Source organism: Paraburkholderia aspalathi (assembly GCF_900116445.1).
In the GTDB taxonomy this organism is placed as follows: Bacteria; Pseudomonadota; Gammaproteobacteria; order Burkholderiales; family Burkholderiaceae; genus Paraburkholderia; species Paraburkholderia aspalathi.
The window spans coordinates 384605-409307 of sequence record NZ_FPBH01000003.1; the positions used below are offsets into that span (position 1 = coordinate 384605).

Sequence of the window (24703 nt, forward strand, 5' to 3'; positions counted from 1 at the left end):
ACGGTATGCACGTTATGGTGGGTATATCGAAAATAGCGCGGCGAGTGGCCGCGCCGGGTTCGGCGACGCTTTGGACGCCTTCTGAAATGCCCTTGGGATGACCCTCGGGCGGTCTATCGATTCACGCTCAGGAACGGGGTTCGACGACCCACGCGCCGTTGCGCTCGACCAACACGCGGTCGCAGGCGAACTCGTCCAGATCGTGCTCGTGGCCAGGCAGCGCCTGGATCACGACTTCACCGGCATCGCGCAGTGCGGCGACGCTCACGCGCAGCGCGTCGTCATGCTGCCACGGGGCGAGAATCGCGCTGCTGCGCGCCTCTACTGGCGAAATTCGAGCAACTTCACGCAGATCGAGCGAGAAGCCGGTTGCGGCACGTGCCCGGCCATAGGCCTGGCCGACGTGGTCGTAACGGCCGCCGCGCGCAACCGCGTTCGGCACGCCGTCCACATACGCCGAGAACATCACGCCGCTGTGGTACGCGTAGCCGCGCAAATCAGCCAGATCGATCATCACTTCGGCGCCGTCCACCTGGCTCGCGAGGAATGCGAGGTCGTCGAGCGCGCGGGCGATAGCTGGTGCGTTCGGCAAGCGTGCCCGGGCTTCGTCGAGTACCGACGCGTCGCCGTAAAGTGTGGGGAGCGAGCGCAATGCGTCGCGCGTAACCGGCGTGAGATTGGCGGTCAGCTCGACGAGGCGCGGCACATCCTTGCCGGCTAACGCGTCGTACAGCGATTGGCCCAACTCCGCAGCAGCAGGTTCCGCTTCGATCAGCGCGGCGAGCACGCCGGCATGGCACAGATCGAGCCGCACTTTCGCGAGGCCGGCCAGACGCAGCGCGTCGAGCATCAACTGCTGGATTTCCAGATCCGCTTCGAGACCGGCGTGACCATAGATTTCCGCCCCGATCTGGATCTGTTCACGCGTGGCGTGCAGGCCGCGCGGACGCGTATGCGCCACATTGCCGGCATAGCAAAGACGCGTCACGCCCTGACGATTCAGCAGGTGTGCGTCGATACGCGCGACCTGCGGCGTAATGTCGGCGCGCAGACCGAGCGTGCGCCCGGACATCTGATCAACGAGCTTGAACGTGCGCAGATTCAGATCTTGCCCGCCGCCGGTCAGCAGCGACTCGATGTACTCGAGCAGCGGCGGCATCACCATCTCGTAGCCGTACGAGCGGAAACGGTCCAGCAAATGGCGCCGCAACTCTTCGATCTTGCGGGCTTCCGACGGCAGCACGTCGGCGATATTCTCGGGAAGTAACCAGGTCGACATCGATACAGTCCTACGACGTTGAACACGGCGGCTGGGTGCGCCGGTAAATGTGTGTGAATGGCGGGCGACGGCTCTATTCTGGCGGCTGTCGCGGGTATCGGGGCGGGCCTTTACGGCCCTGCATAACCCTTCCTGGCCCGCGCCGCTGAACGCTCGCTGTTGCCAAGCCGCTGATGCCGCGCAAATGGAGCGCCAACGCAACGGCGCGCAGCGGCGGCGCTATGCGACGCCCTCAGGTCACGATAAACAGCAGGATCAATCCGAGCACCATCACGACCAGCCCGCCGACGCGAATCTGATGCGGGGGCCGTTCCGCTATTTTACGGAACGTGTCGCGCCAGGCGCTCGGAAAAACGAAGGGAAACATCCCTTCGATAATCAGCATCAATGCGATCGCGAGCAGTAACGAGCCGGCTATGTCCATGCGAATGAAGGGGCCGCGATGCGGATGCCGCGGCCTTCCGGTTATCAGTGTTTGCGCGGTACCGCGGGAGCGTCCGGGGCGGCGCCACCGGTCGGGCTACGCATGAAGCGGAAGAACTCGCTGCTCGGGTCGACCACGATCACGTCGCCCGGCTTGAAGGTGTTCTTGTACGCCTGCATGCTTTGATAAAACTGGTAGAACTGCGGGTCGCTGCCATATGCTTCCGCCGCGATTTCCGCTGCCTTGGCATCGCCCTCGCCCTTGATGGTCTGCGCCTGCTTATAGCCGTCCGCGAGAATCGCCTGTTGCTGGCTGACGGCATCCGCCTTGATCTGGTCGGCCTCGGCCGTGCCCTTCGCACGTTCGTCGGCCGCGGCCTGCTCGCGTGCGGCGATCATCCGCTTGTAGACCGAGTCGGCCATCGCTGCCGGGAAATCGACGCGCGTCAGTTGCACGTCGAGCACCGAAACGCCCAGCGATGCCGCGGCTTTGCTCATCGTGCCACGTGCTTCGTCCGCGACGGCTTGTTGCTTTGCGAGCGCATCGGTCAGCGTGACCTTGGCGAACGCGTCGCCGAGCGCGCTGCGTGACAGCAGCGCAAGGCGGTCCGCCAGACTTTGCACGTCGCCGCGGGTTTCGGCGAGCAGCTTCAGCGGATCGGTTACGCGGTATTTGATGACCGGGTTGGCCAGCAGGTCGGTTTTGTCCGACGTGACATAACGGTCTTCATCCGGCGCGTCGAGCGACTGGATGCGGTTATCGACCAGCGTGACCGTCTGCAACGGCGGCGGCAGCTTCACATGCAAGCCCGGGCCGAGCAATTCGGGCGCGGTGTCGCCATGCGAGGACAACACAGCCATATGCCGCTGGTCGACCACGAATACCATCGACGACGCGGCAAACAGCACGATGACGACGGCTACGACGAGCGCAATGATCTTGTTCATGATGTGCGCTCCTTATTGAACGTCGTCTTCGCGCATACGGCTGCGGAAGGAGTCGCGTGAACGCAGTGCGTCGCTGCTGGCGGCGGCCTGACTGGCAGGCGTCGCAACCGCGGCGGGCGCGGAAGCAGCGGCAGCAGCAGCCGGTGCGGCAGCGCTGCTCGCGGCTTGCGGCGCGGCGGCGCCCGACGTAACGGCAGCACCGGAAGCGGCTGCAGCAGCGTCGGCTACGCGCTGGCGAGTCTGCTCGACCAGCTTGTCGAGCGGCAGATACAACACGTTGTTGCCGCTCTTGCTGTCCACAAACACCTTGGTCGTATTCGAATAGATCTGCTGCATGGTTTCCAGGTACATGCGCTCGCGAATCACAGCGGGCGCTTTCGAGTACTGCGCGTAGACCTGCTTGAAGCGCTCGGCATCGCCTTGCGCCTGGGCCACCGTCTTGTCGCTATACGTTTTCGCTTCGTCGACCTGATGCGCCACATCCGCTTGCGCGCGCGGCAGCAGCTCGGCGGCATAGGCCTGCGCGTCGCGTTTGGCGCGTTCGTTGTCCTGGCGCACTTTGGCGGCATCGTCGAAAGCGGCCTGCACCTGGTCGGGCACCTGCACACCCTGGATCGTCACACCGGTCACGGCGAGGCCGGACTGGTATTCATCCAAAGATTGCTGAATCGACGCCATCAGTTGCTGGCGAATTGTTTCGCGATCCTGATAGAGGATGTCGCTGGTGCTGCGCGCACCGACGATGCTGCGCACCGCCGCCTGCGCGGCCTGCATCACGCTCTGATCGGGATCGACGCTGCGGAAGAGATAGTCGGTCGGCTTGCTCACCTGGTACTGCACGGCGAAGCGCACGTCGATGATATCGGCGTCGTGCGTGAGCATCGACGCGTCTTTCACGTTGGCGAGACGCACCACGTTGTTACGGCCGATCTCCACCTGGCGAATCTGGCCGATGTTGACGAGCTCGTGCGCTTCGAATGGATACGGCAGGCGCCAATGCACACCCTGCCCCGCGGTGTAGCGATACTTGCCGAACTGCATCACGACGCCGGCCTGGCCATCCTGCACGACGAACACACCGCTGCCGAGATAGATCGCGATCAACACGCCGATCACGATGCCCACGCCAATGCGCGCGCCGCGGCCGTTGTCCGGACGGCCACCACCCGCACCGCCGCCCTTGCGGCCGAACACGCGGCTCAAACGGCGGTTGAAATCGCGCCACATCTCGTCGAGATCGGGCGGGCCTTCACCGTCCTTGGCCGGCGGCCGCTTGGGTTCGTTAGGTCGTTGGCGTTCGCCATTGCCGTCGCCCCGGCCCCAGCGCGGATCGTTCAGTGAAAGCATGGCGCGCATGCGCAGCCAGATACTCCGCTCGTTGTAATCGTTCACCTGTGTTCGTTCACCAGAGTAGACAGCGGGTCAGTGCAATTGGAGCGGGTCAGTGCCCGAGTTCTGAGACCTTACGGTCCTCGCGTGGTGCTGCCGACCGGTCTTCTTCCGATAGATCGACCAGCGGATCGGAGAGAGGTTCGGCAGTAGCGATTTCAGCGATGGCAGCGCGCAATGTATCCAGCCCTTGCCCCGTGCGCGCGCTCAAAAAGACGCGCGAAATATTACCATACTCATCCCGCTCGACCGCGTCGCCACGGGCCGCCAACTCCGGCACGGCGTCGATCTTATTGAACACCAGCACCTGACGGATCGTATCCGCACCAATTGCGTGCAACACCTCGTTCACCTGATCGATCTGATCGAGACGCACGGCGCTCGACGCGTCGACCACATGCAGCAGCAGGTCAGCGTGAATGGTTTCCTCGAGCGTGGCGCGGAAAGCCGCCACCAGCTGGTGAGGCAATTCGCGGATGAAACCGACCGTGTCGGATACCACCACCTGACCGGCTTCGTCGCCCAGATAGACACGGCGGGACGTGGTGTCCAGCGTGGCGAACAGCTGGTCGGCGGCGTACGCCTGAGCCTTCGTCAGCGCATTGAAGAGCGTGGATTTGCCCGCGTTGGTGTAGCCGACGAGCGACACGGACATCGTCTGATTGCGGCTGCGCGCGCGGCGCTGCGTGCCGTGCTGGCGGCGCAGTTTTTCGAGGCGGGTTTTGAGCGCCTTGATGCGCTCACCGATCAAACGGCGGTCAGTTTCGAGCTGCGTTTCGCCTGGGCCGCGCAAACCGATACCGCCCTTCTGGCGTTCAAGGTGGGTCCATGCGCGGATTAGCCGCGTCGATAGATACTGCAACTGCGCGAGCTCCACCTGCAGCTTGCCTTCATGGCTGCGGGCGCGTTGCGCAAAAATATCGAGGATGAGGCTGGTGCGATCGATCACGCGGCGGTTAAGCGCCTGCTCCAGATTGCGCTGCTGCGCAGGCGCCAGTGCGTGATTGAAAATGACGAGTTCGATGTCGTTCGCCTCACAGGCAAGACGCAATTCTTCGGCCTTGCCGCTGCCTACAAACATCTTGGCATCGGGACTGGACCGGCGCCCCGTGAGGGTGACTAAGGGATTGGCGCCCGCGCTTTGCGCGAGCAGGCTGAGTTCTTCCAGACTGGCTTCGAAATCGATCTTACCGAAGTCGATGCCGACAAGCGCTGCATTGATCAAATTGGAGGGTATCAAAATAAGGCGGCCGGGAGTAATCGCCAACGGGCGACGCTACGCCGGCCGCGGACGGGGGTTAGGACTGTTCGGAATCCGGGTGGAAATTCACCGGACGGGCAGGCACGACCGTAGAAATTGCGTGCTTGTAAACCATCTGGGTGACCGTATTCCGGAGCAACACGACGTACTGGTCGAACGATTCGATGTTCCCTTGAAGCTTGATGCCGTTGACCAAGTAGATCGACACCGGCACATGCTCTTTACGCAGTGCGTTCAAAAACGGGTCTTGTAACAATTGCCCTTTGTTGCTCATAGCAAACTCCGTATTTTTTTGCAGGTTGACTGAATTGACGACGAAGAAAAAGAGATCCGCCGTCAACCGCTACACTATAGCCGATTTTCATTTTTGCGCGAGCGGGCCGGCCTTGCGGCCAAACCCAACACACACGCGGGTTTCAGCCTGGATTTAGCCTTTATCCGCGTAAGGGTTCGTCGACGATCTGAACTCTATGCGCAATGGAGTCCCAGTCAGCTTGAAAGTTTCCCGGAAGCGGTTTTCGAGGTAGCGTTTGTACGTTTCGGTGATCGCATCGAGCGCATTGCCGTGAATCACGATGATCGGCGGATTCTGTCCGCCCTGGTGCGCGTAACGCAATTTCGGGCGCACCGGACCGCGTCGGCGCGGCTGCTGGAATTCCACTGCCTCGATCAGCGCACGCGTCAACTTCGGCGTCGGCAGCTTGGCCATGGCGGCGGCGTAGGCGTCGTCGACCGAGCGCATCAGCGGGCCGATTCCGGTTTTTTCCGCGGCGGAAATGAAGTGGAATTTGGCGAAGTCGAGAAATTTTAGTTTGCGCTCGATGTCGGCCTTAGTGCGCTCGCGCACATGCGAATCGAGCCCGTCCCATTTGTTCACGCCCACCACCAGCGCACGGCCCTGCTCCACCACGAAACCGGCAATGTGAGCGTCCTGTTCGGAAATATCCTGTTGCGCGTCAAGCAGCAGGATCACGACGTTCGCGTCCGAAATCGACTGCAGCGTTTTCACCACCGAGAACTTCTCGATCGCTTCGAACACCTTGCCGCGACGGCGCAAACCGGCCGTGTCGATCAGCGTGTAGGGTTTGCCTTGACGCTCGAAGTCGACGTAGATCGAATCGCGCGTGGTGCCCGGCATGTCGAACGCGATCACGCGCTCTTCGCCCACCAGCGCATTGATCAAGGTCGACTTGCCGACGTTCGGCCGGCCGACGATCGCGATCTTCACGCCGTGCGCCTGTTTTTCCTCGTCGCTCTCTTCCGGCTGTCCGGCATACGCGACACCCAGCGCGTCATTGATCATTTCGGTGACGCCGTCGCCGTGTGCCGACGAAATCGCGCGCGGGTCGCCGAGACCGAGTTCGTAGAAGTCGGCGGCCACTGTGCTGTACTTCATCCCCTCCGCCTTGTTGACGACGAGGAAGATCGGCCGGCCGGTCTTGCGCAGGTAGTCGGCAATCGTTTTGTCCTGCGGCGCGAGGCCGTTGCGGCCGTCGACGATGAACACGACGACGTCCGATTCCTCGACCGCCTGGCGGGTTTGACGCGCCATCTCGTGCAGGATGCCGTCTTTCGCGACCGGCTCGAAGCCGCCGGTATCGACGACCAGATACGGCCGGTCGCCGGCGCGCCCCTCGCCGTAATGGCGATCGCGGGTGAGACCGGGCAGGTCGGCAACCAGCGCATCACGCGTGCGCGTGAGACGGTTGAATAGCGTGGATTTCCCCACATTGGGGCGCCCAACCAGGGCAATAACGGGTTTCATCAGATGTTGTTCACGGTGAAACGCGGGATCGAAATCGACGGCCCGCGTAGCGACGCCATGCGGCCGCTACACGGCAGCCTTTGACGAAAATTATCACGAATTCGGCCAGCCCCGGATGTGCTGTCAATATGCGCACCCGGGCGGACGGGGGTTTGGCTGTATGGGGCAGCGCCAATGGGCCGCCAGCTTCAGTCTTTCTTGCTCAACGGCTCACACGCCGGTTCGATACGATTCTCTGCGTATCGACCAGGATGCCGTCGAAGGTGGCGCCGCAAGCAGCCACCGATGGCCACATGGGCCGTTTCTGATCCGACTTGCCGGACCAGCCAGTCCGGCGGAATATTTCTAGTTGCCCAGCTATACAACAAAAACGCGTGCGGCCGGCGAAGCCGGCCTGCACGTTTGACGACGCTTGACTGCCAATAGTCTGCGCGATCAGCGCGGACGGTAGCCGTACAGATCGCCGTCGTGTGTCAGCACGACCAGCGTTTCGCCGGCCAGCACCGGCGCTGCGGTAATCGGGGTGCCGTCGGTCTTCACACGGGCCACGAGTGTACCGTCGTCGCGCGACAGGAAGTGCACGTAGCCCTGATAGTCGCCCAGCACGGCGGCATGACCCAGAATGAACGGGACGCTGAGTTCGCGATTCTTCAGCTTGTCGTTCTTCCACAGGGTCGCGCCGTTGCTGACGTCGAACGCCGACACCACCGACCAGTCGTCGGCCGCCACCACGGCACGGTCATCCTGCGCGAGACCGCTCGTGCTCGAAAACGCCTTTTCCCACACCGCGCGGCCCGAGTTCGCGTCGAAGCAGCCAATCTGACCCTGGAACGTCACCGCACAGGTTTCCGAACCAAGCAGCGTGGGCGGGCCTGTCACGTCATTGATACGCTCCACTTCCGTCACCCCCTTCGGATACGACACCGGGGTCTGCCAGTAGTTGTCACCGGTCTGCAGGTTGATCGCGGCGAACGCGCCGCCCGGGAAACCGGCCAGCACCGCCGCGTCGCCCGCGAACGTCATGCCCGAGGACACGCGCAGGTTGAGCGGCACCGCGCGGTTGCGATAATTCCACTTCTGCTCGCCAGTTTGCGCGTTGAACGCGACGATCTGACCGTCGACCGTGCGCACCACCACGAGGCCGTTGCCGACCAGCGGCGGCGAGATGATTTCGCCAGGCGCCTTGGCGGTCCACAATTGTTTGCCGTCCGCGCCGAGCACGTAGACATCGCCCTTCAGGCCGCCGACCGCCGTGAGCGTGCCGTCGCTGCCGACACCGGCCGACAGATCGTCACGCAACTTGACGCGCCAGATGTCCTTGCCGGTTTGCGCGTCGATCTTCGCAACCGAGCCGTTCGCGCCCGCCGCGTACACCGCGTTGCCGACCGCGACCGGCGAGAACAGGTAACGACCCGCCTTGCCGACGCTCGTCTTCCACGCCTGCTGCACGTCGAGCACGGGTTTGAACTCGGTGAGCGGCGTGGGCTCGCGGCGCTCGTCTTTCGTGGATGAGCAAGCCGCCATGGTGAGCACGGTCATCGCACAGGCAACGGGCACAGCGTAACGTTTCAGCAGATTCATCGGTGGACGAAGCATTCAGGAAATGAGTTAAAGGAGACCGGTTGGTCGTGTCATGCGGCGCGCTGCATGCGGCGATTAGCCGCCCAGCGCATCCAGCTTGAACTGAATCAACTGGCGAGCCGAGCTATCGTTTTTCGACAGCGAGTCGAGGGCAAGCTTGTAGGCAGCGCGCGCATCGTCACGCTTGCCTTGGGCGGCGAGCAGATCACCGCGGCCGTCCGCCACAATGCCCTTGAACGCATCGGACTGCGGTTCGGCGAGCAGTGCGAGCCCCTGGTCGTAAGCCTTGTCGTCGAGCAGCAGCGAAGCCAGACGGAGCTTGGCGATCTGCTTGAACTCGTCGTCTTTTGCGTGATCGATGGTCCATTGCAACTGGGCCTTCGCGGCGGCTTCGTCACCCGCGGCGTACAGCGCCTTGGCGGCGCCCAGCGCGGTCATCTGCGCATACGCGGTGCGGCTGAACTTGTCTTCCATATCGGTGGCAACGCGCGTGATCTTCGCCTTGTCGCCCGATGCCACGGCCTGCTGCACCTGGTCATACAGCACCGCGGCTTCCGCGGCCTGGCGCCGTTGCCAGAAATTCCAGCCGTTCCAGCCGGCGGCGGCAACCAGGGCCACCAGCACGATCCACGTGGTTGCATTGCCCCACTGCGTCCACCATGCTTTCAGACTTTCAATCGATTCTTGTTCGTCGTGGTAACTCATCGCCCGGCGATTTCCTCTTTCTTGATACGTGTGCGTGTCGAGCCAAGGGGCCCGACGACATCGCGATCAGTCGTCGCCGTCTTCGGCGGTTGCAACCATCGCATTGATTAGAAATTCGGTCAAGTCTTCGGCGGGCACGTTATGTTGCTCGTTTTTACCGCCGTTAGAACTTGTATCACGGAGCGGTTTGACGCCGACCGTGCCGTTCGCAATCTCGTCTTCGCCGAGGACCACCGCGAATGCCGCGCCGCTCGCGTCAGCACGCTTCATTTGCGACTTGAAGCTCGCCGTCTGACCGTCCGCGCTGCAATGCAGGATCACGTCGAGACCCGTGTCGCGCAAACGCTCGGCGATGATAAAGGCCTGTTCGCGCGCCGCGTCGCCCTGATGGACCACGTATACGTCGCAGCCCTCGTCTTCCGGCACGAGCTGATCTTCTTTCAGCAATTCGAGGATACGCTCGACGCCCATGGCCCAGCCGCATGCGCCCGTCGGCTTACCGCCGAGCTGTTCGATCAGCGGATCGTAACGGCCGCCGGCCGCGACCGTGCCTTGCGCGCCGAGCTTGTCGGTCACCCATTCGAACACGGTCAGGTTGTAATAATCGAGACCGCGCACGAGACGCGGATTGATCGTGAACGGAATGTTGTTCGCCTTCAGAATGCGCTGCAGGCCTTCGAAGTGCGCGCGCGATTCTTCGCCGAGAAAATCGATCAGCTTGGGCGCGTTCTGCGCGACTTCCTGCATGGCCGGATTTTTCGTGTCGAGCACGCGCAGCGGGTTCGTGTACAGACGGCGCTTCGCCTCTTCGTCGAGCACGTCCATGTGCTTTTCGAGGTAGGCGATCAACTCGACGCGATGCGCCGCGCGCTCTTCCACGAGACCCAGCGAATTGAGCTCGAGCTTGATGCCCATTAAGCCGAGGTCGTCCCACAGACGCTGGCACATCATGATGATTTCGGCGTCGGCGTCCGGACCGGCAAAGCCCAGCGCTTCCACGCCGACCTGATGGAACTGGCGATAACGGCCGCGCTGCGGACGCTCGTGACGGAACATCGGGCCGATGTACCACAGGCGCTTCGGACCGTCGTACAGCATGTTGTGCTCGATCGTCGCACGCACCACAGCCGCCGTATTTTCCGGGCGCATCGTCAGATTTTCGCCGTTCAATGCGTCGGTAAAGCTGTACATCTCTTTCTCGACGATGTCGGTCACCTCACCGATACCGCGCTTGAACAACTGCGTATGCTCGATGATCGGCGTACGAATATTCTGGTATCCGTACGAGCGCAGCATCGACTTGACGGTCGCTTCAAAAAATTCCCACAGCCCGGCGTCCTGCGGAAGGATGTCATTCATGCCCTTCACACCGGACAACTTTTCGAGCTTTTTCTTCTGTTCAGTCATCTGTCTTCGATTGGCGGTATTTAGTTGAGTGCTTCGGCGCGGCCATAGCGGCGCTCGACGTAGTCACTCACGATTTGCTGGAATTCTTGCGCGATGTTCTCGCCGCGCAGCGTCTTGACCTTCTCGCCGTCGATGAACACCGGCGCGGCCGGATTTTCGCCCGAACCCGGCAAGCTGATGCCGATATTCGCCTGTTTCGATTCGCCCGGACCGTTGACGATGCAGCCCATCACCGCGACGTGCATCTTTTCGACGCCAGGATATTGATCGCGCCACACCGGCATCTGCGTGCGCAGATAGGTCTGGATTTGCGACGCCAGCTCCTGGAACAGCGTGCTGGTGGTGCGGCCACAACCCGGGCACGCGATCACCATTGGCGTGAACGAGCGCAGGCCCATGGTCTGCAGAATTTCCTGGCCGACGATCACTTCACCCGTGCGCGGGCCACCCGGCTCCGGTGTGAGCGAGATACGGATCGTGTCGCCGATGCCTTGCTGCAGCAACACCGACAACGCAGCGGTCGACGCCACAATGCCCTTCGACCCCATGCCCGCTTCGGTCAGACCCAGATGCAGCGCGAAGTCGCAACGGCGTGCGAGTTCACGATACACCGCGATCAGATCCTGCACGCCGCTGACCTTGCACGACAGAATGATCTTGTTGCGCGGCAGGCCGATTTCGACCGCGCGCTCTGCCGAGCCAATCGCCGACTGGATCAGCGCTTCGTACATCACGCTCTGCGCTTCCCACGGCGTGGAACGCGCGGCGTTTTCGTCCATCATCTTCGCGAGCAGGTCCTGGTCGAGGCTGCCCCAGTTGACGCCGATCCGCACCGGCTTGTCGTACTTCACCGCCGCTTCGATCATTTGCGCGAACTGCGTGTCGCGCTTCGCGCCGTGGCCGACATTGCCCGGATTGATCCGGTACTTCGACAACGACTCCGCGCACGCGGGGTAATCGCGCAGCAGCAAATGGCCGTTGTAATGAAAATCGCCGACCAGCGGCACCGACACGCCCATGCGGTCGAGCTGCTCGCGAACCGCCGGCACGGCCGCCGCCGCTTCCGGCGTATTGACCGTGATACGCACCAGTTCCGAACCGGCTTGCGCCAGTTCCTTGATCTGGATCGCCGTGCCGATCGCGTCCGCGGTGTCGGTGTTGGTCATCGACTGGACGCGCACGGGCGCATCGCCGCCGATGGTGACGAGCTGACCGCCCCAGCGCACATCGACTGCGTGCGACTTGCGCCGCGCAGCGTGGCCGCCGAACACCGGCTCGTTTGAAACGATCTTGCTACTGGATTGGGATTGAGCTTCGGATTGCATCGAAAAACCCATTTACGCCGCATGCGCCACACAAAAGACGTAGCGCCTGAATTGAAAAAGCGCCGCGAACCGGTTGGCCGCGACGCATACCGTATCTATCAAGGCAACGCGAAGCGCGCCACGTTACCCTTGGCTGCCGAATATTTCGACGGATCGACTGGCTGACCATCGAGCGTAAGCGACTCGAGACCCGCCTTGTTGCCGACCGTGACCTTGAAAGGGGCCGCGCCCGTCACTTCCTTCGTATCGCCTGCGTGCACGAGGCCGGAGAACACTTCCTTGCCGTCCTTGCCACGCACGCTGAACCAGCTGTCCTGCGTCACGCGCAACGCAATGATCGCCTCACCCGCGGCCGGCGCCGCCGTATCCGCTGCCGCCGATGCGCCTATCGCGGCGACCACCGGCGCGCTCGCGCCTTGCGCCGCCGCCTGAACCTGCGAACCGGCCTTCGGGGCGACTGCTGCTGCCGTGACCGCCGGAGCGGGAGACGGCGCTTCACCGGTTGCCAGCGGGGCGGGCATCGGCGTACCCGACGCTGCGTTATCCGTTGCGGCCTGCGCTTCCGGGGCCGAAGCCGCGTCTTCCGCGGTTGCCTCGGAACCTGCCGGCTGACCCTGCGCCACCGCGCCCGATGCACCGGTCGCGCCACCCGCCGCGCCGTTGGCGCTCGCCTTCAATCGTGCGAGCCACGCCGACGAATCACCGCCATTGGTATGCCACATACCGAGCGCGATCACCGCGACGATTATCGCTGCAATGCCCCACAGCCATGAGCGGCTCTTTTGTCCACTGCCGCCGAGCGACAGCGATACACGACCGCGCGGCAAATCCTTGCCCGACGATGCCGGCATCGACAGATCCGGCGCGGGCACACCCTTCTCGCGGCGCAAAGCCTGCGTAAACGGCGTGGGATCCGCGCCGAGCATCTTCGCGTAGCTGCGCACCACGCCGAGCGCGAAGGTCGTGTCCGGCAGATGGCTGATGTCGCCCGATTCGAGCGCACGCAGCTTGGTGACGGAGACCTTCAGGCGCGCCGACACGTCTTCGATCGTCCAGCCCTTCAATTCACGCAATTGGGTCAAGCGCGCGCCAACTGCCGCCAGGGAATCGAAACTCGCCGGGCCCGGCTGCTCAACAGGCTGCACTACCGCCCGGGCGACTGGCGCCGGATGGCCTTCGTTTGTGTCTGTGTCCTGCGGCTGCGGCTGCGGGTGCTGCGGCTCACTCATCCCAAATCCTTTCGCGTCGATTCTTTTTCACTTGTGCAACCCGGACGGGCCAAAGCCTCACGCCCGAATCGCAGACCGTTTATAACAAAATGCGCGGCCTTGTGTGCCGCTTCCGATCGCTTCTGCAAACTTTCTTTTCAACCGCGGAGGCGTGGAGCGTTTTCACACGCCCGGATCGCTTTCCTCCGAACGGTCGCGCCCCACTATCTCGCGCGATTACACGGCGCGCACCTCGATAATCTTCGCTGCCTTCCCGGTGCGCTCAGCGAGGCGCGTGCGGTCTTTCACCGCACCGGCCAACTGACCGCAGGCAGCGTCGATATCATCGCCGCGTGTCTTACGCACTGTGGTGACGACGCCCGCGTCCATCAACACTTGTGCAAACCGCTTGATCTGTTCCGGCTTCGAGCGGATGAGGCCCGATTCAGGGAACGGATTGAACGGAATCAGGTTGAACTTGCACGGTACGTCGCGCGTAACCGCCAGCAATTCGCGCGCTTGCGCTTCGCTGTCGTTCACGCCGTCGAGCATGCAATATTCGAACGTAATGAAATCGCGCGGCGCGACTTTCAGATAGCGCTGGCAAGCGGCCATCAATTCGCGCAACGGATACTTCTTGTTCAGCGGCACCAGCATGTCGCGCAGCGGGTCGCTCGGGGCATGCAGCGAGACCGCGAGCGCCACCGGCAGATCGGCGCCAAGCCGGTCCATCATGGGCACGACGCCCGAAGTGGATAGTGTGACGCGGCGGCGCGACAGGCCGTACGCGTTATCGTCCAGCATCAGGCGCATGGCGGGCACCACCGCGTCGTAATTGAGCAGCGGCTCGCCCATACCCATCATCACCACGTTCGTGACGACACGCTCGCCTTTGCCGTCACCGCCCGTGGCGCGGCCGCCATCCGTGCCGCGCGTCGCGCGCAACGCGAACTCGGCCATACGCAGCTGGCCGATGATTTCGCCGGTGGTGAGATTGCGGGAGAAACCCTGTTTGCCGGTCGAACAGAAACGGCAGTTGACCGCGCACCCCGCCTGCGACGACACGCACAGCGTGCCACGCGTTTCTTCGGGAATGTAGACGGTTTCAACCGCGTTGCTGTTGCCGACGTCGATCAGCCACTTGCGTGTGCCGTCGGTCGAAATATTGTCGCTGACGATGCCGGGCATCGTGATCGTTGCGCGCCCTTTGAGCTTTTCGCGCAAGGACTTCGCCAGATCGGTCATGCCGTCGAAGTCGGCGGCGTTGTACTGGTGGATCCAGCGCTGCAATTGCTTGGCGCGAAACGGCTTCTCGCCCAGGCTGTCGCAGTAAGCGACAAGCCCTTGGGCGTCGAGGTCGAGAAGGTTGACGGTGGGACTGCTCGTCATATCGAATCCTGCCATTTCAGTGCGAGACTACGTTCATGCAACAAGCTGCATGAACGCAATGCCGTTCGCGCCCATTCCTGCTGCTTTACCTTACTACTTTGCCGGGCTGTTCGTGCGGATTCGTGCGACAAATCCAACGGCAGCGCACGAATCGCGCGGATAGCGCCTTGCAGGGCAAGCGCGTTCAGACGCGCTCAAACCTGCCTAAACCCGCTTAACGCGAGTAGACGTTCACTTGCGGGAAGAAGAACGCGATTTCAACTGCAGCTGTTTCAGCGGCGTCCGAACCATGCACCGCGTTAGCGTCGATGCTGTCAGCGAAGTCAGCGCGGATCGTGCCCTTTTCTGCCTTCTTCGGATCCGTTGCGCCCATCAGGTCGCGGTGCTTCAGGATCGCGTTTTCGCCTTCCAGCGCTTGCACGACCACCGGGCCCGAGATCATGAAATCGACCAGGTCCTTGAAGAACGGGCGTGCAGCGTGCACAGCGTAGAACTTCTCTGCGTCAGCGCGCGACAGGTGGACCATGCGCGAAGCCACGATCTTCAGGCCAGCGTTTTCGAAACGGCTGTAGATCTGACCGATCACGTTCTTGGCCACTGCGTCCGGCTTGATAATCGACAGGGTGCGTTCGATCGCCATAAAAACTCCAAAAAATTAAGAGGTTACAGATTCAAATGAATCCGCTATTGTAGCATGTTCCCGTGTATGATTGCGATTGAACCCTTACAACATTGAAAGACTCCAAGCAGGAGTTTCTGAATACTGGTAGCGTAGGTCGTGTGGACATTTTCTGGGTATTGAAACTCCCTGCCACCGCGCCAATCTTAGGGATGAACACCCTGCGACTGGCGGCAAGCATTCCGGCCGGCGCCGCACTACCTGACGCACCACCTGCTGCGCAACCCGCGGCACAACCATTACGCAACATGCTTCTGAGGTAAGGAGAGACCATGAACGATCATCCGTATAGCTTTGGCCGCAATGGCGCAGTCAGCACGGTCGAAACACGCAACCGCGTACTACGGAACACCTACTGGCTGCTAGCGCTGTCCATGATTCCGACCGTGCTCGGCGCATGGGTGGGCGTGGCAACCGGTTTCTCGCTGTTCGCCGCCACCAGCCCCGGCATGAGCATGCTGGCGTTCTTCGCGATCGCCTTCGGTTTCATGTTCGCCATCCAGAAAACCAAAGACAGCGCCATTGGCGTGTTTGTGCTGCTCGGCTTCACGTTCTTCATGGGCCTGATGCTGTCGCGCATCCTGAGCTTCGTGCTCGGTTTTTCGAACGGCCCGTCGCTCATCATGCTGGCCTTTGGTGGCACTGGTGTGATCTTCGCCGCCATGGCAACGATCGCCACGGTCAGCAAGCGTGACTTCTCGGGCCTCGGCAAGTGGCTGTTCATGGGCGTCATCGTGCTGCTGCTGGCTTCGGTCGCCAACATCTTCCTGCACCTGCCGGCGTTGATGCTGACGGTGTCGGTGCTGGCCATCGTGATCTTCTCGGCCTACATGCTGTTCGACGTCCAGCGCGTCGTGAACGGCGGTGAAACGAACTACATCACCGCTACCCTCGCGATCTACCTGGATCTGTACAACGTGTTCGTCAACCTGCTCGCGCTGCTCGGCATCTTCGGCGGCAACCGCAACTAAGTCTGACGCAAGGCGCGGCGCCCGAAACGCCGGCCTTGAAGAAAAAGCCCATGGCGAGCAATCGTCATGGGCTTTTTTCTTTGCACTGCCGGCAAGTCAGCGGTGAATCACCGAGCCTGGCAATGTCAAATGCCAGTCAATCAGAGACGGATCACAAGCTCAGCCAGGCGAAGCCCTCATCCTGAGAGGCGACCACCACTTCGGTTGGCGCGGCGCCCAACACACCCGCTATGGCGGCCTGCGCGAGTTCCGGTGTGTTGTTCTGCTGGCTCAGATGCGCGGCCACCAGATGGCGCAAGCGCGAACGGTCGAGCGAGGCCAGGATTTCAGCCGCGGCTTCGTTGTTCAGATGCCCGTGATTGCCGCCGATACGCGCCTTCAGCGATTGCGGATACCGGCTACCCGCCAGCATTCGCACGTCGTGATTGCATTCGAGCACCAGCGCGTCGCAGCCGCTCAGCACCGCGCTGATATGCGGCGTGGAAGTGCCGACGTCGGTCAGCACGCCAAGCCGGCTCGCGCCGTTGGAGAGCACGTACTGCAGCGGCTCGCGGGCGTCGTGAGGAACGGTGTAAGGGAGGATGCTGAGGTCGCCGATCGCCACCGCCTCGTCGCCCCACAGCACCTGCAGGTCGACGTCGGCTTCGTCGGCGCCCACCGCGCGGGCGGTGCCCCAGCTCATGTACAACGGAATCGACCACTTGCGCGCCAGCGTCAGCGCGCTGCCAATGTGGTCGCTGTGTTCATGTGTAATCAGAATGGCGTCGAGACCTTCGACGCCCGCGCCGAGCCGCGTTAGACGCCGCTCGACTTCCTTGGCCGAAAAGCCGCAATCGAGCAGAACGCGCGTGGTGGTCGCGCCGCATTGCGCTTCCACCAGCAAGGCATTGCCTTCACTGCCGCTGCCGAGACTGGCGAAGCGCACAGCCCGCTTAGTTCAGTTGCGCGTGCAGCAACGTCACGATGCGCTGCGCGTCGGACGAGTTATCCACCTGCCCGTTCGCGTCCAGCACCGCCACCTGCGTCACGGCGTCGCCCTTCGAGCGCACATTGACGAGGAATTCCTGACCCGGCTTCTTCACCGAATTGCCGCTGTAGAACAGCTTGCCGAAGAGCCCCTCCTTCTTCAGCTCCTGCATCGAATCCGCGTAACGCACGTAATAGATGCCTTTCGCGCGATCGCGGTTGTCGACCGTGAAGTTGGTGCGGTCAAGCGCGAGACCCACGCGCAGCCATGCACGGTCGAACGATTCCTGCAAGTCGAGCGTCGATGCGCCCGCGCTCTGGTCGATCGTAGCCGGCGCGGTGGCCGAACGGGCATCAGTCAGGAGTTGCTTCGACTGCGCTTCGGTCAGGCCGAACTTCTGCATCAGCTTGGTCAGGAACAGCGCTTCCAGCGCCGGATCGCGCGGACGCTCTTCCCAGCGCGACGACGTCTTGTCCTGGCCCGTCAGCATTTCTTCCATCGCGCTATGCGTGATCGAGATGTCCGTCGTGTCAGCCGGTCCGCGCGACACGAGCGTGCGGAAGCTGTCACGGGTGCCCGACGAGTAAGCGAAGTCGATCACCTTGCCGACCGTGCGACGGAACCAGTCGTCCGGAATATTGGCGCGGTTTTCAGCCCAGTCGGTGGTCATGATGCCCGTGGCCGGCGCATCGGTTTTCAGCGCGAAGCCGTTTTCCTGCCAGAACTCCTGCAGCTGCGGCCACAGTTGTTCGGGCGTGCGGCCGTCGACGACCAGCCAGCGACGATCGCCGTCACGCTCGATGTGCATGCCCAGCGGGTCTTGCGCATTCGGCTGGCCTTCGGTGGAATTACCCGCCGCCGTGACCGCGCGTTGCTGCGCGCCGCCCAGTGCCAGGTTGGCCGGCGGCGCAACATAGCGCCCGTCGGTCGGCGCGGTGCTCAGGTCACCCGGAACGGCGAGCGGCGGTGCGCTGCCCGCGCCCTTGTAGTTGACGCGGTCGGAGGCGAACCAGTCGTTCAGCGTGTCACAGCCGGCGAGCGTTACCAGGGCAAGCGCCAGCGCCGCCATGCGGGTTGCGTGGAGGGAAAGTGCGGAACGTTTCATGAGGTCCTTCGTGATGCTGGAACGCGGTGCCTGGTTCTGTGTGCCGGGAACGTGGGCTGGATCGACGTCGGTTTAAGGGAATGCCGGTGGCAGGCTTTCTTGAGCGCTGGGGGCGCGGGTTTGAGCCCGCTTAACCCAGCAGACCCGCTTCGCGCAGCGCGCCGCGCACCACTTCGTGGTATTGCGCGTCGAGCGGTGTGAGCGGCAGGCGAATTCCGCCCTGCACACGACCCAGTTGCTGCAACGCCCATTTCGCCGGAATCGGATTCGACTCGATGAACAGGTTCTTATGCAGCGACAGGAGTTTCAGATGAATCTCGCGGGCGGTCTTCGCGTCCGCGGCAAGCGCAGCTTTGCACAGATCGCTCATGGCGCGCGGCGCGACGTTCGCGGTGACCGAAATATTACCGTGGCCGCCAAGCAGCATCAGCGCGATCGCCGTGGGATCGTCACCGCTGTAGATGCCGAAATGGGCCGGCGCCGACTTGATCAGGTGCGCGGCGCGATCGATATTGCCGGTCGCTTCCTTCACACCGATGATGCCCGGCACCTGCGCGCAACGCAGAATCGTTTCGTTGCTCATGTCCGCGACCGTGCGGCCCGGCACGTTGTACAGGATCACCGGCAGATCGACGGTTTCGGCGATCTTCGCGAAGTGGCGATAGATGCCTTCCTGGGTCGGCTTGTTGTAGTACGGCACGACCTGCAGCGTAGCGTCCGCGCCGACGTCTTTCGCCTGCTGCGTGAGCTCGATGGCTTCAGTGGTGGAATTGCCGCCCGAGCCCGCGATCACCGGAATCCGGCCCGCTGTGTGCTCGACTGCGGTTTTGACCATCAGCACGTGTTCTTCGACCGACAGCGTGGCCGACTCGCCGCTCGTGCCGACCACGACCAGTGCGTTCGTGCCCTCTGCGATATGCCAGTCGATCAGTTTGCGAAACGCCGGCAGATCAAGGCCGCCGTCTTCGAGCATCGGAGTAATGATGGCAGGGATGCTGCCGCGAATCTGAACGCCGCCAGTGCTGCTTTGATTGCCGTTAGTCATGAAACGCCATGAATTTGATCAGGTAAACCGCGATTGTAGCGGATTAGCCAGCCAGCTCGTAACAACGCGGGGGTGCCGCATCTGCACGCTCGGCTGAGCGATCCGCCTCCATAATTGCGCATATCCGCTGGACGTAGGCCGGGCGCGGCTGCGCGAGAAATCCGTCTTGAAATGCGACCACGCGAAGGTGGCCGCGCACCACCTCGAGCAGCTCGCCCGGCGCAAGCAAAAACGCCGGATTAGACGGTTTGCCGACCCTTTCGTTGCCTTGCGCGAAGGTCTCGTAAACCAGTACGCCGCCGGGCGCGAGCGAACTCAACAGCTGAGGAAACAGCGGCCGGTGCAAGTAGTTCGTGACCACGATCGCGGCGAATTTCGCGTCGGCAGGCAAGGGCCATGCGGCGCCTTCGATGTCGGCCGCGAGCGTGGTAATGCGCGGATCGTCGCACATCAGGTCCAGCGCGGCCGCATCGCGGTCGAGCGCGGTCACCGGATGGCCCAGCGATGCAAAGAAGCGCGCATGCCGCCCGGCCCCCGACGCCACGTCGAGCACCGCGCCGCCCGGCGCGACCAGATGCGCCCAGTGGCGCACCCAGCGCGACGGTTCGCCGTTTCCGTGCGAGGGACCGTCCGACGTGGCAACTGAAGTGCTCATCGCTTCAGCGCCGCGCTCAGTTGTACGACAGGCCCATTGCCTCACGCACGTCGCGCATCGTTTCCGTGGCGAACTTGCGGGCCTTGTCGCAGCCGTCGGCGACGATTGCGCGCAACAGCGACGGATCGTCCATGTACTTCTGCGCGCGCTCGAGCATCGGCTGCTGCTCGCGCAGAATGCCTTCGATCACCGGCTGCTTGCACTCGAGGCAACCGATACCCGCGCTTCGGCAACCCTTCTGCACCCACTCGTGGGTGGCTTCGTCCGTATACACCTGATGCAGCTGCCACACCGGGCACTTGTCCGGATCGCCCGGATCGGTGCGGCGTACGCGTGCCGGATCGGTCGGCATGGTGCGGACCTTCTTCGTGATCGTTTCCGCGTCTTCGCGCAGGCCGATCGTGTTGCCGTACGACTTCGACATCTTCTGGCCGTCCAGACCCGGCATGCGCGACGCTTCGGTCAGCATAGCCTGCGGTTCGACCAGAATGATCTTGCGCGAGCCTTCGAGGTAGCCGAACAGACGCTCGCGATCGCTCATCGACAGGCTCTGCGATTCCTGCAGCATCGCCCGCGCCTGCTCGAGCGCTTCGTCGTCGCCTTCCTGCTGATAGGCGTTGCGCAACTCGTGATAAAGCTTGGCGCGCTTGCCGCCCAGCTTCTTCGCGGCTTCATTCGCCTTCTCTTCGAAGCCCGGTTCGCGGCCGTACAGATAGTTAAAGCGGCGCGCGATTTCACGCGTCATTTCAACGTGCGGCACCTGGTCTTCGCCAACCGGCACGAGCGAGCCGCGGTACAGCAGAATGTCTGCCGCCATCAGCACCGGATAGCCGAGGAAACCGTAGGTGGACAGGTCCTTGTCCTTCAGCTTTTCCTGCTGCTCCTTATAGGTCGGCACGCGTTCAAGCCAGCCGAGCGGCGTGCTCATGCCAAGCAGCAGCGCCAGTTCCGCATGTTCGGGCACCTTGCTCTGGATGAACAGCGTAGCCTGCGCCGGATCGATACCCGACGCGAGCCAGTCGATCAGCACGTCCCACACGTTCTTTTCGATCACTTCGGGCGTTTCGTAGTGCGTCGTCAGAGCGTGCCAATCGACCACACAGAAGAAACACGGGTACTCGGACTGCAGCCGCACCCAGTTTTTCAGCACGCCGTGATAGTGGCCGAGGTGCAGCGACCCGGTGGGCCGCATGCCGGAGAAGATACGGTCTGGGAACATGGTTATTTAGAAAAGCGAAACAAGTGGAGTCAGAATTGCGGTAATCGCACCGTAGCCGAGCGTGACGAGCGGGCTCAGCCAATAGCGCGTGAGCGTGCCCGTCATGACGAGCGCCATCACGATGAAAAAGCCGTACGGTTCGAGGCGCGACAACGCGATCGATTGCCGCGGCGGCAACAGCGCCATCAGCACGCGGCCGCCGTCGAGCGGGGGCAGCGGAAACAGGTTGAGCACGCCGAGCACGAGGTTCACGCCGACGCCGGCTGCCGCCATGCGCGTGAAGAAAGGCTCATCAACCCCACCCACGGCAAGTGCAACGCCGATCAGGCCCCACACGAGCGCCTGCACGAAATTGCAGCCCGGTCCGGCGGCCGCGACCCACAGGCTGCCCCAGCGCGGATTGCGCAGATTGCCGAAAGCGACCGGCACGGGCTTCGCATAACCGAACATGAACGCGCCGCTGGTCGCGAAGTACAACAGCAAGGGAATCGCGATCGTGCCGAGCGGATCGATGTGCCGCATCGGATTGACGGAGACGCGGCCGAGCACGTACGCGGTGTTGTCGCCGAGCCAGCGCGCGACGTAGCCATGCGCGGCTTCATGCAGCGTGATCGCGAAAATCACCGGCAACGCGTAAACCGCAATGGTCTGTATCAGGGAAGAATCCATAACTCGCTATTGTAACAACGCGATTGCGTGCGTCTGTCCGCTTTCACTCATGCCGTCTCTTCGAGACCGAAGGGCGCGAGAGAACCGCGCCCTGCCCGCACCAGCACCGGTTCGGCGCCGGTCAGATCGATCACGGTGGATGGCTCGCACACACACGGGCCGCCGTCGATCACCAGGTCCAACTGTTTCTCGAGCCGTTCGCGGATTTCTTCCGGGTCGTTCAGCGGCTGGGTTTCGCCCGGCATGATCAGTGTGGAGCCGAGCAGCGGCTGGCCGAGTTCTTCAAGGATGGCCAGCGTGATCGCGTGCTCCGGCACCCGCAGGCCGATGGTCTTGCGCGACGGGTGCGACAGGCGGCGCGGCACTTCTTTGGTGGCCTGCAACACAAACACGTACGGGCCCGGCGTGACCGACTTGATCAGGCGGTACTGGCGGTTGTCGACCATCGCGAAGTTCGACAGCTCCGAGAGATCGCGCACCAGCAGCGACAACAGGGCCTTCTCGTCGAGTCCGCGAATCCGCCGCAGGCGCTCGACTGCGTCCTTGTCGTCGAGGTGGCAGGCGAGCGCGTAGCTCGAATCCGTCGGCAACGCGACGACGCCGCCGTCATTGATGATCTGCACGGCCTGTTTGACGAGGCGTGGCTGCGGGTTATCCGGATGAAGCCGAAAGTATTGGGACATTTTGACTAACGGTGGCTGCGGGTGACGGCGTGGCTACGGGCGAAAAAGCGGCCGAGAAAGCAGACGGAAAGCCGGGCGGAAGATCGGGCGAAAGCCCGCCCCTCGGACGGGGACAGTCGCGCATATCGTGCCGCCGCGGCACGGCGCGCGATCACAGCCAGCGTTCCCAGACGGGCTTGAGATCGGCAGGCAGCGGCGGCAGCGTGCCGAGATCGACACGGCCTTCGCCGGGTGCATGGAAGTCGGAACCGCGCGAAGCTTCGAAGCCAAAGCGGCGCGCGACGTCCGCGTATTCGCGGTACTGATCCGGCGTGTGGCTGCCTGTCACCACTTCGATCGCTTTACCGCCGAGGTCGATGAATTCGGCAAAGAACGCGTCGAATTCCACCGGCGAGTACGCATAGCGCCCCGGGTGCGCGATGATCGCCTCGCCGCCGGCCGCCTGAATCCAGCCGACCGCGTCCGCCAGTTTCGCCCAGCGATGCGACACGTAGCCGGGCTTGCCGTCACCGAGATAGCGGGTGAACACGTCCTGTGTCGAGCTGGCGTAGCCGTTTTCGACCATGAAGCGCGCGAAGTGCGTGCGCGAAATCATGTCCGGGTTCGAGACGTATTTGAGCGCGCCTTGATAGGCGTCGGGGATGCCGAGCGTGGCCAACTGCTCGCCAATCGCTTCGGCGCGCGCGGCGCGGCCGTTACGGGTTCGCGCGAGGCCGTCGATCAGGATCGAACTGGTCGGATCGATGCCGAGCCCGACGATGTGCACGGTGCGCGACGCCCACGTAACCGAAATCTCCACGCCGCTCAGGTAGTCCATGCCGAGCGCCTCAGCGGCGCTGCGCGCTTCGTGCTGGCCACCCAGTTCGTCGTGGTCGGTCAGCGCCCACAGCGTCACGCCGCCCGCGTGCGCGCGGCGCGCAACATCGGCCGGCGCGAACTGGCCGTCGGAAACGGTGGAGTGGCAATGGAGGTCGGCGTTCATCTTTGTCTTGAGAAGGTTCTGCACTCATTTTACTGCAACGCAGTAAATGGCCGCAGCGCTATCTCGCGATAATGGCCCGTGCGCCGAAACCCTTTTGCAAGGTTCAGGCGCAGAAGCCCTCGATCAGCGCGGCTACCTGCTCGGGCTGGTCGTGATGCACCATATGCCCCGCCTCATCGATGATCTTCTCGCGCCAGTTCGGAAAAGCCTGGAAGCGCGCCTTGAACTCGTCGAGCGGAATCTCGCCAGCAATCTGGGCGAGCGTGGGCGAGTTGGCGGCCTCGACGTGCAGCACTTTCGCCGTGACCTTGCGCCAGACGGCCATCACTTCGTCGAGGCGGTACAGCGTCGGCCCGCGCAGTTTGTGCGCCGGATCGGCGAGCAGCATGAAGCGCCCTTCTCCGTCCGGCTTGGACCAATGCTGGGCGAGGAACTCCGCACGCTGCGGAGCGAGGCGCGGGTTGGTCTTGATCAGACGGCCGGCGACGTCGTCCAGCGACGCATAGCGCTTCAACTGGGGCGGATCGCGCAACTCATCGAGCCAGTTGCGCAGACGCTTGGGCGCTTGCGCCGAGTGCGACGGCGCGAGACCGAAGCCCTCCAGATCGACCACGCGCCGCACCCGCTCCGGCCGCACGCCCGCATACAGGCAGACGATATTCGCGCCCATGCTGTGGCCGACCAGATTGACTTCGCCGGTCGGCGCATAGTGGTCGAGCAACGCGTCCAGGTCGCCGAGGTAATCCTGAATCCAGTAGTTGCCGCCGCCGCGTTCGGCGACCGGCCAGTCCGACAGGCCGAAGCCGCGCATATCGGGCGCAATCACCTGCCAGTCGCCGCCCAATGCGTCGACGACGAACTGGAACGATGCCGCCACGTCCATCCAGCCGTGCAGCATGAACAGCATCGGCGCATCCGGATTGCCCCAGCGCCGCACGTGCAGACGGATGCCGCGCACGGCGACGAATTCAGACCTGGATGTATTCATGAACGGCGCGCCCGAAAAAAGAATGGTCGTTCGATTATAACGAGATAGCCGGACGATGCA

General features: G+C 62.9%; 24 protein-coding genes. 1 reads left to right on the forward strand and 23 read right to left on the reverse strand.

Annotated elements, in window-relative coordinates:
* Positions 1 to 127: 127 nt before the first annotated feature.
* The 14 genes from BM438_RS06685 to ndk all read right to left on the reverse strand — a co-directional run bounded on the left by BM438_RS06685 (position 128) and on the right by ndk (position 15320).
* Positions 128 to 1279 carry an ATP phosphoribosyltransferase regulatory subunit gene (locus BM438_RS06685; protein ID WP_093633521.1) on the reverse strand — a complete coding sequence of 384 codons (1152 nt, stop codon included), beginning with the start codon at positions 1277 to 1279 and terminating at the stop codon, positions 128 to 130.
* A gap of 232 nt (positions 1280 to 1511) precedes the next feature.
* The gene (locus tag BM438_RS06690) at positions 1512 to 1703 is read right to left on the reverse strand and encodes a DUF2065 domain-containing protein (RefSeq protein ID WP_054041860.1); all 192 of its coding nucleotides are present in this window, start codon (positions 1701 to 1703) and stop codon (positions 1512 to 1514) included.
* 44 nt (positions 1704 to 1747) lie between these two features.
* On the reverse strand, positions 1748 to 2650 hold the full coding sequence (hflC, locus tag BM438_RS06695) for a protease modulator HflC (protein ID WP_093633522.1): 903 nt from the start codon (positions 2648 to 2650) through the stop codon (positions 1748 to 1750).
* Positions 2651 to 2662: 12 nt separating this feature from the next.
* The gene (hflK, locus tag BM438_RS06700; protein WP_093633523.1) at positions 2663 to 4042 is read right to left on the reverse strand and encodes an FtsH protease activity modulator HflK; all 1380 of its coding nucleotides are present in this window, start codon (positions 4040 to 4042) and stop codon (positions 2663 to 2665) included.
* 49 nt (positions 4043 to 4091) lie between these two features.
* Positions 4092 to 5264 (reverse strand): GTPase HflX, encoded by a 1173-nt coding sequence (hflX, locus tag BM438_RS06705; protein WP_408194124.1) that lies wholly within the window; start codon positions 5262 to 5264, stop codon positions 4092 to 4094.
* Positions 5265 to 5337: 73 nt separating this feature from the next.
* Complete coding sequence (hfq, locus tag BM438_RS06710; RefSeq protein WP_006051315.1) at positions 5338 to 5574, reverse strand: RNA chaperone Hfq; 237 nt, start codon at positions 5572 to 5574, stop codon at positions 5338 to 5340.
* Positions 5575 to 5727: 153 nt separating this feature from the next.
* Positions 5728 to 7065: a ribosome biogenesis GTPase Der gene (gene der, locus BM438_RS06715; RefSeq protein ID WP_093633525.1), complete on the reverse strand. Its 1338-nt coding sequence runs from the start codon at positions 7063 to 7065 to the stop codon at positions 5728 to 5730.
* A 435-nt stretch (positions 7066 to 7500) separates the two neighbouring features.
* Complete coding sequence (gene bamB, locus BM438_RS06720; protein WP_093633526.1) at positions 7501 to 8646, reverse strand: outer membrane protein assembly factor BamB; 1146 nt, start codon at positions 8644 to 8646, stop codon at positions 7501 to 7503.
* Between the two features lie 75 nt (positions 8647 to 8721).
* A complete protein-coding gene (locus tag BM438_RS06725; RefSeq protein ID WP_054038226.1) occupies positions 8722 to 9351 on the reverse strand; it encodes a YfgM family protein in 630 nt (209 codons plus the stop codon).
* A 66-nt stretch (positions 9352 to 9417) separates the two neighbouring features.
* Complete coding sequence (gene hisS, locus BM438_RS06730) at positions 9418 to 10758, reverse strand: histidine--tRNA ligase (protein WP_093633527.1); 1341 nt, start codon at positions 10756 to 10758, stop codon at positions 9418 to 9420.
* Positions 10759 to 10778: 20 nt separating this feature from the next.
* Positions 10779 to 12095 (reverse strand): flavodoxin-dependent (E)-4-hydroxy-3-methylbut-2-enyl-diphosphate synthase, encoded by a 1317-nt coding sequence (ispG, locus tag BM438_RS06735; protein ID WP_054038222.1) that lies wholly within the window; start codon positions 12093 to 12095, stop codon positions 10779 to 10781.
* Positions 12096 to 12181: 86 nt separating this feature from the next.
* A complete protein-coding gene (locus BM438_RS06740; RefSeq protein WP_093633528.1) occupies positions 12182 to 13312 on the reverse strand; it encodes a helix-turn-helix domain-containing protein in 1131 nt (376 codons plus the stop codon).
* Between the two features lie 216 nt (positions 13313 to 13528).
* A complete protein-coding gene (gene rlmN / locus BM438_RS06745; RefSeq protein WP_028199529.1) occupies positions 13529 to 14680 on the reverse strand; it encodes a dual-specificity RNA methyltransferase RlmN in 1152 nt (383 codons plus the stop codon).
* A gap of 214 nt (positions 14681 to 14894) precedes the next feature.
* Complete coding sequence (ndk, locus tag BM438_RS06750) at positions 14895 to 15320, reverse strand: nucleoside-diphosphate kinase (protein ID WP_012433533.1); 426 nt, start codon at positions 15318 to 15320, stop codon at positions 14895 to 14897.
* Positions 15321 to 15631: 311 nt separating this feature from the next.
* On the opposite strand from ndk, the gene BM438_RS06755 reads away from it, so the two are divergent.
* The gene (locus tag BM438_RS06755) at positions 15632 to 16330 is read left to right on the forward strand and encodes a Bax inhibitor-1/YccA family protein (protein ID WP_093633529.1); all 699 of its coding nucleotides are present in this window, start codon (positions 15632 to 15634) and stop codon (positions 16328 to 16330) included.
* 151 nt (positions 16331 to 16481) lie between these two features.
* Here BM438_RS06755 and BM438_RS06760 read toward each other — a convergent pair whose 3' ends face one another.
* From BM438_RS06760 to BM438_RS06800, 9 genes are all read right to left on the reverse strand, one after another.
* Positions 16482 to 17255, reverse strand: coding sequence for an MBL fold metallo-hydrolase (locus BM438_RS06760; RefSeq protein WP_093633530.1), 774 nt, complete (start codon positions 17253 to 17255; stop codon positions 16482 to 16484).
* 7 nt (positions 17256 to 17262) lie between these two features.
* A complete protein-coding gene (gene bamC, locus BM438_RS06765; RefSeq protein WP_093633531.1) occupies positions 17263 to 18402 on the reverse strand; it encodes an outer membrane protein assembly factor BamC in 1140 nt (379 codons plus the stop codon).
* Between the two features lie 130 nt (positions 18403 to 18532).
* Positions 18533 to 19447 carry a 4-hydroxy-tetrahydrodipicolinate synthase gene (gene dapA, locus BM438_RS06770; protein WP_093633532.1) on the reverse strand — a complete coding sequence of 305 codons (915 nt, stop codon included), beginning with the start codon at positions 19445 to 19447 and terminating at the stop codon, positions 18533 to 18535.
* Positions 19448 to 19490: 43 nt separating this feature from the next.
* Positions 19491 to 20102 carry a class I SAM-dependent methyltransferase gene (locus BM438_RS06775; protein ID WP_093633533.1) on the reverse strand — a complete coding sequence of 204 codons (612 nt, stop codon included), beginning with the start codon at positions 20100 to 20102 and terminating at the stop codon, positions 19491 to 19493.
* Between the two features lie 16 nt (positions 20103 to 20118).
* Entirely contained in the window at positions 20119 to 21321 is a 1203-nt protein-coding gene (locus BM438_RS06780; RefSeq protein ID WP_093633534.1) for a tryptophan--tRNA ligase, read from the reverse strand.
* Positions 21322 to 21327: 6 nt separating this feature from the next.
* The gene (locus tag BM438_RS06785) at positions 21328 to 21990 is read right to left on the reverse strand and encodes a site-2 protease family protein (protein WP_093633535.1); all 663 of its coding nucleotides are present in this window, start codon (positions 21988 to 21990) and stop codon (positions 21328 to 21330) included.
* Positions 21991 to 22037: 47 nt separating this feature from the next.
* Positions 22038 to 22673, reverse strand: a complete 636-nt coding sequence (locus BM438_RS06790) for an L-threonylcarbamoyladenylate synthase (RefSeq protein ID WP_054038207.1) — start codon at positions 22671 to 22673, stop codon at positions 22038 to 22040.
* 151 nt (positions 22674 to 22824) lie between these two features.
* Positions 22825 to 23655, reverse strand: coding sequence for a 3',5'-nucleoside bisphosphate phosphatase (locus tag BM438_RS06795; RefSeq protein ID WP_093633536.1), 831 nt, complete (start codon positions 23653 to 23655; stop codon positions 22825 to 22827).
* A gap of 103 nt (positions 23656 to 23758) precedes the next feature.
* A complete protein-coding gene (locus BM438_RS06800) occupies positions 23759 to 24643 on the reverse strand; it encodes an alpha/beta fold hydrolase (protein ID WP_093633537.1) in 885 nt (294 codons plus the stop codon).
* Between the last annotated feature and the right edge of the window lie 60 nt (positions 24644 to 24703).

Bases quoted from the DNA above. Each gene is read 5' to 3' on its own strand.
- BM438_RS06685 (WP_093633521.1), bottom strand. From the start codon at position 1,279: ATGTCGACCTGGTTACTTCCCGAGAATATCGCCGACGTGCTGCCGTCG.
- BM438_RS06690 (WP_054041860.1), bottom strand. From the start codon at position 1,703: ATGGACATAGCCGGCTCGTTACTGCTCGCGATCGCATTGATGCTGATT.
- hflC (WP_093633522.1), bottom strand. From the start codon at position 2,650: ATGAACAAGATCATTGCGCTCGTCGTAGCCGTCGTCATCGTGCTGTTT.
- hfq (WP_006051315.1), bottom strand. From the start codon at position 5,574: ATGAGCAACAAAGGGCAATTGTTACAAGACCCGTTTTTGAACGCACTG.
- der (WP_093633525.1), bottom strand. From the start codon at position 7,065: ATGAAACCCGTTATTGCCCTGGTTGGGCGCCCCAATGTGGGGAAATCC.
- bamB (WP_093633526.1), bottom strand. From the start codon at position 8,646: ATGAATCTGCTGAAACGTTACGCTGTGCCCGTTGCCTGTGCGATGACC.
- BM438_RS06725 (WP_054038226.1), bottom strand. From the start codon at position 9,351: ATGAGTTACCACGACGAACAAGAATCGATTGAAAGTCTGAAAGCATGG.
- hisS (WP_093633527.1), bottom strand. From the start codon at position 10,758: ATGACTGAACAGAAGAAAAAGCTCGAAAAGTTGTCCGGTGTGAAGGGC.
- ispG (WP_054038222.1), bottom strand. From the start codon at position 12,095: ATGGGTTTTTCGATGCAATCCGAAGCTCAATCCCAATCCAGTAGCAAG.
- BM438_RS06740 (WP_093633528.1), bottom strand. From the start codon at position 13,312: ATGAGTGAGCCGCAGCACCCGCAGCCGCAGCCGCAGGACACAGACACA.
- rlmN (WP_028199529.1), bottom strand. From the start codon at position 14,680: ATGACGAGCAGTCCCACCGTCAACCTTCTCGACCTCGACGCCCAAGGG.
- ndk (WP_012433533.1), bottom strand. From the start codon at position 15,320: ATGGCGATCGAACGCACCCTGTCGATTATCAAGCCGGACGCAGTGGCC.
- BM438_RS06755 (WP_093633529.1), top strand. From the start codon at position 15,632: ATGAACGATCATCCGTATAGCTTTGGCCGCAATGGCGCAGTCAGCACG.
- bamC (WP_093633531.1), bottom strand. From the start codon at position 18,402: ATGAAACGTTCCGCACTTTCCCTCCACGCAACCCGCATGGCGGCGCTG.
- dapA (WP_093633532.1), bottom strand. From the start codon at position 19,447: ATGACTAACGGCAATCAAAGCAGCACTGGCGGCGTTCAGATTCGCGGC.
- BM438_RS06775 (WP_093633533.1), bottom strand. From the start codon at position 20,102: ATGAGCACTTCAGTTGCCACGTCGGACGGTCCCTCGCACGGAAACGGC.
- BM438_RS06780 (WP_093633534.1), bottom strand. From the start codon at position 21,321: ATGTTCCCAGACCGTATCTTCTCCGGCATGCGGCCCACCGGGTCGCTG.
- BM438_RS06785 (WP_093633535.1), bottom strand. From the start codon at position 21,990: ATGGATTCTTCCCTGATACAGACCATTGCGGTTTACGCGTTGCCGGTG.
- BM438_RS06790 (WP_054038207.1), bottom strand. From the start codon at position 22,673: ATGTCCCAATACTTTCGGCTTCATCCGGATAACCCGCAGCCACGCCTC.
- BM438_RS06795 (WP_093633536.1), bottom strand. From the start codon at position 23,655: ATGAACGCCGACCTCCATTGCCACTCCACCGTTTCCGACGGCCAGTTC.
- BM438_RS06800 (WP_093633537.1), bottom strand. From the start codon at position 24,643: ATGAATACATCCAGGTCTGAATTCGTCGCCGTGCGCGGCATCCGTCTG.